The sequence below is a fragment of the Mycobacterium ostraviense genome, assembly GCF_002705925.1.
In the GTDB taxonomy this organism is placed as follows: Bacteria; Actinomycetota; Actinomycetes; order Mycobacteriales; family Mycobacteriaceae; genus Mycobacterium; species Mycobacterium ostraviense.
The window spans coordinates 5,179,593-5,190,861 of sequence record NZ_NKRE01000001.1 but is presented as its reverse complement, the minus strand read 5'-3'; the positions used below and the strand labels follow the sequence as shown (position 1 = coordinate 5,190,861).

The 11,269-nt window shown below is 68.4% G+C and carries 9 protein-coding genes and 3 pseudogenes; 6 read left to right on the top strand and 6 right to left on the bottom strand.

What is annotated here, in order from left to right:
- Positions 1–414: pseudogene (locus tag CDN38_RS24135) on the bottom strand (SHOCT domain-containing protein); the annotation flags it as partial.
- Positions 411–1,895 carry an apolipoprotein N-acyltransferase gene (gene lnt, locus CDN38_RS24130; protein WP_080674192.1) on the bottom strand — a complete coding sequence of 495 codons (1,485 nt, stop codon included), beginning with the start codon at positions 1,893–1,895 and terminating at the stop codon, positions 411–413. The pseudogene CDN38_RS24135 and the gene lnt, both read right to left, overlap by 4 nt.
- A 150-nt stretch (positions 1,896–2,045) precedes the next feature.
- Here lnt and CDN38_RS24125 point away from each other — a divergent pair, with 150 nt between their 5' ends.
- From CDN38_RS24125 to CDN38_RS24110, 4 genes and pseudogenes are all read left to right on the top strand, one after another.
- Positions 2,046–3,290, top strand: coding sequence for an MFS transporter (locus CDN38_RS24125; RefSeq protein ID WP_075509082.1), 1,245 nt, complete (start codon positions 2,046–2,048; stop codon positions 3,288–3,290).
- 21 nt (positions 3,291–3,311) lie between these two features.
- Positions 3,312–3,692 (top strand): MmpS family transport accessory protein, encoded by a 381-nt coding sequence (locus tag CDN38_RS24120; RefSeq protein ID WP_075509081.1) that lies wholly within the window; start codon positions 3,312–3,314, stop codon positions 3,690–3,692.
- An 86-nt stretch (positions 3,693–3,778) separates the two neighbouring features.
- A complete protein-coding gene (locus tag CDN38_RS24115) occupies positions 3,779–5,080 on the top strand; it encodes a cytochrome P450 (RefSeq protein ID WP_075509080.1) in 1,302 nt (433 codons plus the stop codon).
- A 1-nt stretch (position 5,081) separates the two neighbouring features.
- A pseudogene (locus CDN38_RS24110) lies at positions 5,082–6,446 on the top strand (flavin monoamine oxidase family protein).
- On the opposite strand, the gene CDN38_RS24105 reads toward CDN38_RS24110, so the two are convergent.
- Positions 6,415–7,041 (bottom strand): class I SAM-dependent methyltransferase, encoded by a 627-nt coding sequence (locus CDN38_RS24105; protein WP_099319224.1) that lies wholly within the window; start codon positions 7,039–7,041, stop codon positions 6,415–6,417. The pseudogene CDN38_RS24110 and the gene CDN38_RS24105 overlap by 32 nt on opposite strands.
- A 93-nt stretch (positions 7,042–7,134) precedes the next feature.
- Here CDN38_RS24105 and CDN38_RS24100 point away from each other — a divergent pair, with 93 nt between their 5' ends.
- Positions 7,135–7,701, top strand: coding sequence for an ester cyclase (locus CDN38_RS24100; RefSeq protein ID WP_075509078.1), 567 nt, complete (start codon positions 7,135–7,137; stop codon positions 7,699–7,701).
- Positions 7,702–8,323: 622 nt separating this feature from the next.
- Here the strand turns inward: CDN38_RS24100 and CDN38_RS24095 are convergent.
- Complete coding sequence (locus CDN38_RS24095) at positions 8,324–9,268, bottom strand: IS630 family transposase (protein ID WP_233027021.1); 945 nt, start codon at positions 9,266–9,268, stop codon at positions 8,324–8,326.
- 61 nt (positions 9,269–9,329) lie between these two features.
- Positions 9,330–9,374, bottom strand: a pseudogene (locus CDN38_RS31250) (hypothetical protein); the annotation flags it as partial.
- Between the two features lie 210 nt (positions 9,375–9,584).
- Here CDN38_RS31250 and CDN38_RS24090 point away from each other — a divergent pair.
- Positions 9,585–9,917, top strand: a complete 333-nt coding sequence (locus CDN38_RS24090; RefSeq protein ID WP_075509077.1) for a hypothetical protein — start codon at positions 9,585–9,587, stop codon at positions 9,915–9,917.
- A gap of 76 nt (positions 9,918–9,993) precedes the next feature.
- Here CDN38_RS24090 and CDN38_RS29065 read toward each other — a convergent pair.
- The coding region (locus CDN38_RS29065) for a hypothetical protein (RefSeq protein WP_244307492.1) at positions 9,994–11,269 on the bottom strand (1,276 nt) is incomplete at its 5' end.

Genomic DNA, 11,269 nt, shown 5'->3' with positions numbered 1-11,269 from the left:
GATGTATCCGCCGACCTGGCCCTCGGTCGTCACGCGGTAGGTGCCTTCGACCGGAACCTGGACAATCCACACCCGCACATGCGCGTCGTTGTTGACCGTCGTTGTGCTGCCGATACTTTCGGTGAGACGTGGTTGCGGCGCACCCTCGGGCGGGTCGATGGAGATGCCCAACGGCGGGACGGGCAGGCCGGTGCCGTTGGTGCCGCCGATGACCACGGTGTGCAGGCTGACGGTGACTTCGCCCGCCGGCAGGTGGATGCTGTCCGAGCCCGGGATGGGCACTTCGCCGTAAGCGTTGTACTTGTCCAGAAAAAATGCGTTGAGCACCAATGTGGTGATGAAGCCGCCCACCGATACCACCAACGTCACAATGGCCAGGGTCAGCGAAATCTTGGCGGCCCGTCTGCTGTTCATCCACGCAGTTTGGCACGCCAGCGCAACACCGCGGCACCGATCAGCACCACAAACGCGGTCACCGGCACCCAATCCCCCAGCCGTTGGTACACCGTGGTGCTCGAGCCCAACGGAACGCTGACCACAACGGCGCCCCGGAAATCCGACGGGCACCACGCCAGCCGGTGCCCCCGGACGTCGAAGGCCGAACTGTCGCCGGACAACCCGGCATGCACCGCCGGGCGGCCCGCCTCGACCGCCCGCACCGCGGGTTGCGCGGCCAATTGCGGCTGCGCCCAACTGCCTTGAAATGTCGAGGTGGAACTCTGGTACGCCAACAACTCGGCCCCCAGCAGTGCTTCGCGCCGCGCCAGATCGGAAAACGTCGTCTCGTAGCTGATCAGCGGTCCGATATCGAGACCACCGGCAGACAGCACCACCGGCCCGGCTCCCCGCTTCCGGTCTTCGGCGGCGGCCTTGCTGTGGCGGGTGACCCAGCCGACCAGCGGCCGCAGCGGCACATATTCGCCGAACGGCACCAGACGGGTCTTGTGGTAACTGCCGAGCACTCCGCCTGCACCCACGAGTACCGACGACTTGTAGATGCCCCCGCCCGGCGCTGCCGCATCGACGTTGACCAGGAGCTCGGCGCCCACCCGCCGGGACAACTCCGCCAGGCGGGCCAGCACCTCGGGATGTCTGGTGAGATCCTGCCCCACGCTGCTTTCGCCCCAGACCACCAAGTCCACCCGTTCGCCCACGAGGGTGGCCGTGATCGCCTCACTGGCCGCCTCACGGGCGGTCGAATCGTCGATGTCGCCGGGCTGTACGAGCGCGACTCGCACAGTCGGACCGGATGCGGGCGCCGGGCCCAGCAGATACCACACCGGTCCCAGTCCCGCGCACGCCACCGCACACCCCAGCGCGACCAGCCGCATCGGCCCGTGGTGCACGATCGCGACGGCGATGGCGGCATTGGCAGCGACCACCAGAAAGCTCGTCAGCCAGACTCCGCCCAAGGACGCCGTCGCCAGCGTGACGGGCTGATTCCACTGCGACGCCCCCAACAACGCCCACGGACCGCCCAACGGGGGCCACGCCCGCACCGCTTCGGCCGCCACCCACGCGCTGGGCAGCACCACCACCGCGGCAGCCATGCGGGCGGCGGTCACGGGCGCCGACAGCAGCCGGTGGGCGATCCATCCCCACGGCAGCCACAAGGCACCGAGTCCCATGGCGTACACCGCCAACAGCGGACCGGTGCTGGTCGCCAGCCAGTATTGAGTGGTCAGCACAAACCCGCCAATACCCCAGCAGGCCCGCACGGCTCCGTCCCACGATGTGGCAGCGGCCCGCACCACCAGCAGCAGCGGCACCACCGCGAACCACGCCAGCCACCACCACGATGGCGCCGGGAAAGCCAACGCCGGTAGCGTGCCGAGGACCAACGCCACCGCCCATCCGGGGACGCGCCGCCGGCACGTTCCCGAATGGAGGGCCATGGTGTTCAGCATGCCGGTCGGATTCTGGGTCGGCGAGGAACCTGAGCTAGGAAGCACTCACGACGACACAGGCCCTGCCCAACAGCCCAACCGGTCAACCAGCGTCCCCGCAATGGCCGTAAAACACCACCCTCCTAGGGCACCTCTAGCATCGGAGCCGTGCGAAGCCGGCCAGCGTTGAGCGCGTGGCGCTTCGTGGCGGTGTTCGGCGTGGTCAGCCTGCTCGCCGACTTCGTCTACGAGGGCGCGCGGTCGATCACCGGTCCGCTGCTGGCGTCCCTGGGTGCGACCGGATTGGTGGTCGGCGTGGTGACCGGCATCGGCGAGGCCGCCGCGTTGGCGCTGCGGTTGGTATCGGGTCCGCTGGCAGATCGAACCCGACGATTCTGGGCGTGGACGGTCGCCGGCTACGCACTGACGCTGATCACGGTTCCGCTGCTCGGAGTCGCGGGCGCGTTGTGGGTGGCCTGCAGCTTGGTGATCGCCGAGCGTGTCGGCAAGGCGGTGCGCAGTCCCGCCAAGGACACGTTGCTGTCACACGCCGCCAGTGTCACCGGCCGGGGCCGCGGCTTTGCCGTGCACGAGGCCCTCGACCAGGTGGGGGCGGTGATCGGCCCGCTGACCGTCGCCGGGGTGCTCGCCGTCACCGGCGACGACTACACGCCCGCGCTTGGGGTGCTGGCGCTGCCGGGTGCGGCGGCGCTGGCGCTGCTGGTATGGCTGCGAATCCGGGTGCCGCATCCCGACTCCTATGAAAGCGGGCCGGCGGCTTCCGCTGTGTCGACTGATGGTGTTGCCGCACAACGGTTCTGGGAGTTGCCGCCGCGGTTCTGGCTGTATTGCGGATTCACCGCGATCACCATGTCGGGCTTCGCCACGTTCGGGTTGTTGTCGTATCACATGGTCACCCACGGTTTGCTGAGCGCTGCTGCAGTGCCGGTGGTCTATGCCGCCGCGATGGCCGCTGATGCGCTGGCCGCGCTGGCTTCCGGCTACAGCTACGACCGGTTCGGCGGGAAAAGCCTTGCGGCACTGCCGCTTCTGTCGAGCATGGTGGTCTTGTTCGCCTTCAGCGGCAACGCCGCGATGGTGGTGGCGGGCGCACTGCTGTGGGGGACGGCCGTGGGGATCCAGGAATCCACGCTGCGGGCGGTGGTTGCCGACCTGGTCACCGCCCCGCGGCGAGCCAGCGCTTACGGCGTGTTCGCGGCCGGACTGGGCGCGGCAAGCGCGGCCGGCGGCGCCCTCGTCGGCTGGCTGTACGAGATCTCCACCGGCGCGGTGGTCGTGGTGGTGGTCGCAATCCAGCTGGTTGCGCTGCTCAGCATGTTCACCATCGGGTTACCGCGCGGTGCGGCGCCACAGCCGGCGCAAACCCCTTACCTGCCGCCTTAAGTGGTGACACGATGGACAACCATGACCAGTCGATCGGCAGCCAAGTTACGTCACCTCAAACGCCTGAGCGGACCCGCGGCGATGTGCGCTCTCGGCATCGGCTTCACGGCCACGTGTGGTCTGGCGAACGCCGATCCACTTCCTCAGCTACCGCAGGTTCGCTACGAGGTGAGCGGCAGCGGTGTCGCCGAGTACATCTCGTACCAAACCGACACCGGTCAGAAGCGTGCGGTCAATGTGGGCCTGCCATGGTCGACCCAGTTCACCGCCTTCGGCGCTCAGGTGTTCGTGCTCAGTGCACAGGGCCCGGGAAGCGTCACCTGCAGAATTCTGCTCGACGGCAACGTGGTGACGCAGCAGACGGCGACGGGCGCGCCGGGACATACGGTCTGCGCGCATTGACATTGCCGGGTCACTAACTCGACCGGTGACGGTTAAGCTCGCCAATGTCACCCTTCAAGGACGAAGCGGGACAAAGGAGGAGCACGGTGGACCTCAAGACTGACCGCAATGCCGGCCTGCTGCCCCGGGCCAACGGGACGCCGCCACCGGAAGTTCCGCTATCCGAAATCGACCTGGGTTCGCTGGAATTCTGGGGCCGCGACGACGACTTTCGCGACGGCGCCTTCGCCACCTTGCGGCGGGAAGCCCCGGTGTCGTTCTGGCCGGCGCTCGAATTGCCGGGATTTACCGGTGGCGCCGGACATTGGGCATTGACCCGCCACGACGACGTCTTCTTCGCCAGCCGCCATCCGGAGGTCTTCCATTCCTCGCCCAACATCACGATCAACGACCAGACCCCGGAATTGGCCGAGTATTTCGGCTCGATGATCGTGCTCGACGATCCCCGGCACCAGCGACTGCGCTCCATCGTCAGCAGGGCGTTCACGCCCAAGGTGGTGGCCCGCATCGAGGCGTCGGTGCGCGACCGCGCGCAGCGGCTGGTCGCGGCGATGATCACCAACCATCCCGACGGCCAAGCCGACCTGGTCAGCGAGCTGGCCGGGCCGCTGCCGTTGCAGATCATCTGCGACATGATGGGGATTCCCGAAGAGGACCACCATCGGATATTCCATTGGACCAACGTGATTCTCGGGTTCGGCGACCCGGATCTGACGACCGATTTCGAAGAGTTTCTTCACGTTTCGATGGACATCGGCGCCTATGCCAGCGCGCTGGCCGAAGACCGCCGCGTCAACCCCCACAACGATCTGACCACCAGCCTGGTCGAGGCCGAGGTCGACGGCGAGCGGCTGTCGTCGTCGGAGATCGCGATGTTTTTCATCCTGCTGGTGGTGGCCGGCAACGAGACCACCCGCAACGCGATCAGCCACGGCGTGCTGGCGCTGTCGCGCTATCCGGAGGAACGACAACGGTGGTGGTCGAGCTACGACGCGCTGGCGCATACCGCGGTCGAGGAGATTGTGCGCTGGGCCTCTCCGGTGGTCTACATGCGCCGCACCCTGAGCGAAGACATAGAACTCCGAGGCGTCACGATGGCCGCCGGCGACAAGGTCTCACTGTGGTATTGCTCGGCCAACCGGGATGAGTCGAAGTTTGCCGATCCGTGGCGGTTCGACGTGGCGCGCGACCCCAACCCGCACTTGGGCTTCGGCGGTGGCGGCGCGCATTTCTGCCTGGGCGCCAACCTGGCTCGCCGCGAGATCCGGGTGGTGTTCGACGAGTTGCGCCGGCAAATGCCCGACGTCGTCGTGACCGAGGAGCCGGCCCGGTTGCTGTCGCAGTTCATTCACGGCATCAAACGGCTGCCGGTGGCCTGGGGTCATTGAGATGGCCGACGCCGATGTCTGCGTGGTGGGCGCCGGATTCGCCGGTCCGACGGCCGCACTTCGGCTCGAACAGGCCGGTCGTTCCGTCACGTTGTTGGAGGCGCGGGACCGGGTTGGCGGCCGGACCTTCACCGTCGAGCGTGACGACGGATCCTGGATCGACAAGGGCGGCGCCTGGATCGGGCCGACTCAGGACCGAATCTATGCGCTGATGCACGAATTCGGGGTTGCGGCCTTCAAGCAGTACACCGGCGGCGAAGCCATGATGGTGGTCGACGGCAAACAGCACCGCTATCAGGGCACGGTCCCGTGGACTATGAGCCCGTGGGCATCGTTGAATCTGGGCGCCGCGATGTTCGAAATCGGCTAGATGTGCAAGACGATCCCGCTCGAGTCGCCATGGGAAGCCAAGAAGGCCGCCAAGTGGGATCGCATGACGCTGGCCCAGTGGCTGCGCAATAACGTCATGTCCAAGGCGGCCCACGACCTGCTGGAAACCGCCATCGCCGGCACCTACACCTCGGACGCTTCCGAGGTGTCCATGCTGTTCGTTCTCTTTCAGATGGCCTCGGGTGGTGGGCCCGGTTTCGTACTGGGTGGCGAGGGCGGCTCGCAAGACTCCCGGCCGGTGGGCGGCATGGGTGCCATCTACCGGCCGATGGCCGCCGAGCTGGAGGACGCGATCACGTTGTCCCGGCCGGTGCGGTCCATCAGCCAGGACTCCGATGGCGTCACCGTGCAAGCGGACGGTCTGACGGTGCGGGCCGGTCGGGCCATCGTCGCGGTGCCGCTGGCCATCGCCAGCCAAATCGTCTATGAGCCAATGCTTCCCACCGATCGGTCGTTTCTGCATCAGCGGATGCCCAGCGGTGCGATCGTCAAGATCTCGGTCGTCTACGACGAGCCGTTCTGGCGCGCCGGCGGCCTCTCCGGCCAAAGCGCCGCGCCGGGATCGCTGGCGACGCTCACCATCGACGGCTGCCCCGACACCGGCATCCCCGGCGTGCTGGTGGTGGTCATCGAGGGCCCCACCGCGCGGCAATACGAGCGTCTTGACGAGGCCGGGCGCCGCCAGGCGGTGCTCGACGCCCTGGTGGACCGGTTCGGCGCCACGGCCGGCAGGCCGGTGGACTACGTCGAGCAGAACTGGAGCCGTGAGCGTTATTCCGGGGGTGGGATGATCAGCCACGCACCCCCGGGTGTGCTCACCCAGTTCGGGCATGCGCTACGCAGGCCGTGCGGGCGCATTCACTGGGCGGGCACCGAGACATCGGCCACCATGTGCGGCTGGATCGACGGCGCGATTCGCTCCGGTGAGCGGGCCGCCACCGAAGTCATGTCGACCGAGACGCTGACGGTGGCTTGAGCGAATACACGAACAGCACCCGCGGGTATACCCGCAGCCATTCGGGCGGCTGCGGCAATTGCGTCACGCGAAATGCGTTCTGGCCCAACCAATGCAGCGCGGCCCGATAGGTGCCGATGTCGGCCGGCCGGAACGGGTAGCGGTAGTACCGCGCGAACAGCTCCACGTGGGCGCGAAGGATCAGCTTGCCGAACCGCCCGTCCGGCATGTCCTCGAACACCACGACGCTGCGACGTGCGACTCGATGACACTCTTTCACCAAGGCCGCCGGATCATGGCTGTGATGCAGCACCTCGCTGAGCACAACGTGGTCAAATGCATTGTCCGGCGACGGAATCGACGTGCCATCGAACAGCCGAAACGGTACCGGGACCCGGCGGAAGTCGGCCACGTCCACGCCGCTGGCGTGCACCCCGTACATCTGCCGCAGATACGCCGACAGATGGCCGGTTCCGCAGCCGACGTCGAGGACGCTGTCCCCCTCGTCGAGATAGCCCGCGAGCGCTTCGGCCTGTCCGCGCAATCTGGCCGACGGCCGCACGACGTTCAGCGCCTCCGCGAGACCCGGTGGGGGAGGCAGTTGCACGGCGATCATTGTGCCGGGAAAACCTCTCGCAGGGTGGGCGACCCGCTGCGGCGGCGGATGCAATCACTCGATGGCGCCTACCCCCGCGTTTTACTCTCAAGCATGCCCATTCCCGCATTTCCCGCCGCCGACGTGCTGGCTGCCCGGCAGCAGCTGGTGCTCGACCACTTCCATGACGAGGTTCGCCACGACTGGGACGCCGTGTTGTCGACGTTCCCGCATCCCCGTTACGAGCTGATCCCGCAACTGACCGTCCACGACGGCGACGAGGCGGTACGCGGTTACTACGCCTACACCCGGACGGCGTTCCCGGACCAGGACCACGAAATCATCGCCGTGCGCCACAGCGCCGACGCGGTGATCGTCGAGTTCTGGCTGATGGGAACCCACCGCGGCTACCTCGGCAAGATCCCGCCCACCGGAAGCCGGTTCCGGGTCCGCATGACCACGTACTTCGTCTTCGACGACACCGAAACACTTGTCTGCGAACGTATTTACTTCGACACGCTGACAATGGTCAAGCAGCTGGTCGGCGGCCTTGATCTGAAGAAGCCGGCGAACTGGCTATTGGCCGCAGGCTGCCTGCGTGGCTTGCTGGCGATGTCGTCGCAACCGAACCCCGCATTGACCAACACCACGCCGCGGGCCTTCGCCGAAGCCGCGACTTAGCGCCGTTTCGATCAACTCGTCATCAAGTGCGCTGGCATCGTCGTCTCGACACAGGCCGGCCGCTTCCGCGGCACTCCCACATAGCGGCGCACCGTTTGCGGTCCACGGCGCAATGCGCGGCGATCCTGCGGTACGCCGGTGCCGGTAACCCGCCACCCCAGCCACACTCTCAGCACTTCCCTGATCTCATTCACACTGACCTCCCGAGAAACCATGCCCGCTCCTCCGTGACTTGAGCCGTCACGACGATGGAACGGGCAAACGAAGCCCACCGACACAACGCGCCGGTAGTCCCATAATTGGCAATCTAGGTGTCCCATCACCCTGACAAGATAAGGTCACAGTGGTCCCAAGCTCTTGGCAAACGGCACGAAATACCTTATGAGGTAACTGGTTTAGACTTCGCCAACGGCGCCGAGTCCCTGAATCGGCCGGCGTCTCCGCCGGGGCACTCACCACGCCGCGGGTAGAGCAGTACACCCCGGCGCCGGAGCCGCGGCATAGAGGCTGGTCCTGGCGGCATCGCGCCAACGTCTAAACGCCAGAAGAAGACCGATCGCCAACCGCCTGAGCTGGCGATCGGTTTCTGCGGTCTAGCTTAGCGGTTCGTCGGGGGTCGCGTTCAGGCAGCCCGAGGCTGGATTGGGTTGTGCTCGGAGTCGCGGGCGTCGAGCCTGGTCAGCAGTGCTTTCAGGTCGGTGGCGGTGAACTTCCACTTGAACGGCCGCGCGGTCTGGCTGTAGCGGGTCTCGAAGTCGTTGAGCCGGTCGATGACCTCGTCGATGTTGGTGAAGTCGTTGGGCGTCAGTGCTTTGCGCTGCACGATGGAGAAGTAGATCTCGATCTGGTTCAACCAGGACGCGTGCACCGGGGTGTGCACCATGACCGCGTTTGGGTAGTGCCCGACGAGCCGGTCGATCGCGGCCTGTCCGCGGTGGGAGGAGCCGTTATCGACGATCCAGAACACCCGGTCGGCGGATTTGTAGGGTTCCTGGGTCATCACCTGGTCGACGAGCCGGTGAAACGGTTCGATGCCGGTGGTGTCCTCGCAGCGGCCGAACACCTGCGCGCGGTGCACGTCGTAGGCGGCCAGGTAGGCCACTGCGCCGCCGCGGTCGTAGTCGTGGTTGACCCGCATCGCCCGCGACGCCCCAGGCGGCAGCGTCGGGTGGCAGCGGCAACGGGCCTGGATGGAGGTCTTCTCGTCGGCGGAGATCACAAAGTCGTTCGGCCCCAGTGGTTCTCCCTCCCATTTCCGGTCGTAGAGGTCGAGCACCCGATGCGCCTTGAGCGCGAAGTCGGGGTCGGTGATGAAGATCCACGACCGGTACTGCCAGGGTTTGAGGGCGTCTTCGGACAACCAGCGGCGCACCGTGGCCGGCGAGATCGATTCGCAAAACCCGGCGGCGACGGCGTAGCGGGCCAGCTCCGGGCACGACCACCGCGCCAGCGGCAGCCCGGCCTCCGCCGGTGGTACACACGCCGCCGCTTTGACCTGGGCGACCTGCACCGGGCTGAATTCCGGTGGCCGCCCGGACCGCTCCGCATCCGACAGCGAAAGCGACACCCGGCGCCGCGCACCAGCGGTTACGCCACTTGCGCACGGTGTCCTCACACACCCGCAGCGACGCCGCGATCTGCGCATTCGGCTCGCCCTCGGCCGCGGCGAGCACGATCTTGGCTCGTGTAACCAGGCGTTGCTCGGTGCGTCCGGACCGGACCAGACGCCGCAGTTGGCGGCGCTGCGCCCCGGTCAACACGATCCGGTCGGCGGGTGCCACGGCGTCTGCTCCACGAGGCGAAGTACACACTGGTCACTTCAGCCTCACCCACCACAGATGTTCCGTTGCTCAACGACACGCCGTGCGGCACGATCAAAGACCATGGCCGCACCTCCAGCATCGACGAAAACGTCCCTGCAGCAACGGCTCAGCGCCCGCGCCCGTCAACGATGGCCCCAGCTCGACGGCATCGACGTGCGCTTCCGCGGCGTGTTCGCCTATGTCAGCGGACGTTTACCCGCCGGCGAAACCATCCCGCTGATGCGGCTGCGCTACGGCGGATCCGCCGCCCGCTGGGGCTTCGCAATGTACCTGGCCAGCAAGAACGGCTACCAAGACTCAGTCCTACAGACCGGCCAATTCGCCGGCGCACCCGAAGACGCCCTCGACACCGCATGCGGCCTCTACCTCGGCGACCCAACCGCCTGGATCTGACCCCCGACGAACTTACGAGCCAGACCACTTAGCTAGGGCATGCCCAGCGTTCGCGGTCGCTGCCGGCGTGTCGGCGTTACCCGGACTGGCCGGCGCCGCCCTCGGCGCTGGCGGTGAAGTTAAAGGCGGAGCCGCCGCCGCCGCCGTCGCCGGGGGTGCCGCCGCCGCTGCCGCCGTCCATACCAAAGCGGCCGCCCAAGGCTCCTTCGCCGCCTTCGCCGCCGGCGCCGCCGTCGGCGCCGCTTTCGCCACTAAAACCGACGCCGCCACCATCAATGGCCGCCAGGCCACCTCCACCACCACCGCCGCCGATGCCGGTGTCGGCCCCGGAGTCGCCGATGCCGCCGCCGCCCCCGAAGCCAGAGTTCGACCCAACGGCGGCGTTACCGCCGGCGCCGCCGCTTCCGGCGGTGCCGCCAATGCCGCCGGCGGCACCGCCTCCCCCTCCGCCTCCACCGACGGCGCCTACGGTAAATATGGAAGTGCCGCCAGTGGCGGAGCCTCCACCGCCTCCGCCGCCGCCGCCGCCGGTGCCCCCGGCCGCGCCGGAAGCGTTGCCGCCGCCGCCGCCTTCGCCGCCGAAGCCTCCACCGGCGAAGGCGCCGGTGCTGGCGCTAAGGGAAAGTCCGCCGTTGCCGCCGTTGCCGCCGTGGCCGCCTTGGCCGCCGGTGGCGCCGCCGCCGCCGGCACCGCCGTTGCCGCCCGCGCCGCCGCCGCCTCCGCCGCCGGCAAACCCTAAGGCGGTGGCGGTGCCAGAGGTGTTCTCACCGCCGAAGCCGCCGTTACCGCCGATACCGCCTTGACCGCCCTGGCCGCCCTGGCTGCTACCGGCCCCGGGCGCCCCGCCGGCGCCGCCGATGCCGCCGGTGCCGCCTAGGCCGCCGGTCGCGCTTGCGGCACCGCCGGTGCCGACGCCGCCTAGGCCGCCGGTGCCGCCGCCGCCGCCGATGCCTCCTTTGCCGCCGGCGCCGCCGCCGACGCCGCCGATGCCCGCACCGCCGCTGCCGCCGGTGCCGCCGGTGCCGCCGGTGCCGCCGGTGCCGCCCGCGGTGGGTGTGGGGCCGCTGGTGCCGGTGGTGCCGGTGCCGCCAGCCCCGCCGTTGCCGCCCAGGCCACCGGTGCCTGCGGTGCCGATGCTGCCGGTAGTGCCCCCGTCGGTGGCGGCGCCGGCAGCGCCGGCGGTGCCGCCGGTGCCGCCTTGGCCGCCGGCCGCGCCAGCGCCGCCGGTGGTGCCGGTGTTGTTACCGCCGTTGCCGCCGGTGCCACCGATGCCGCCGATGCCGCCTTGGCCGCCGTTGCCGCCGCCGACCCCGCCGAAGCCCGCCCCGCCGCTGCCGCCGGTGCCGCCGGCC

Coding starts and splice junctions, on each gene's coding strand:
- CDN38_RS24100 (WP_075509078.1), top strand. CDS start 7,135: ATGCCCATTCCCGCATTTCCCGCCGCCGACGTGCTGGCTGCCCGGCAG.
- CDN38_RS24105 (WP_099319224.1), bottom strand. CDS start 7,041: ATGATCGCCGTGCAACTGCCTCCCCCACCGGGTCTCGCGGAGGCGCTG.
- lnt (WP_080674192.1), bottom strand. CDS start 1,895: ATGGCCCTCCATTCGGGAACGTGCCGGCGGCGCGTCCCCGGATGGGCG.
- CDN38_RS24120 (WP_075509081.1), top strand. CDS start 3,312: ATGACCAGTCGATCGGCAGCCAAGTTACGTCACCTCAAACGCCTGAGC.
- CDN38_RS24090 (WP_075509077.1), top strand. CDS start 9,585: ATGGCCGCACCTCCAGCATCGACGAAAACGTCCCTGCAGCAACGGCTC.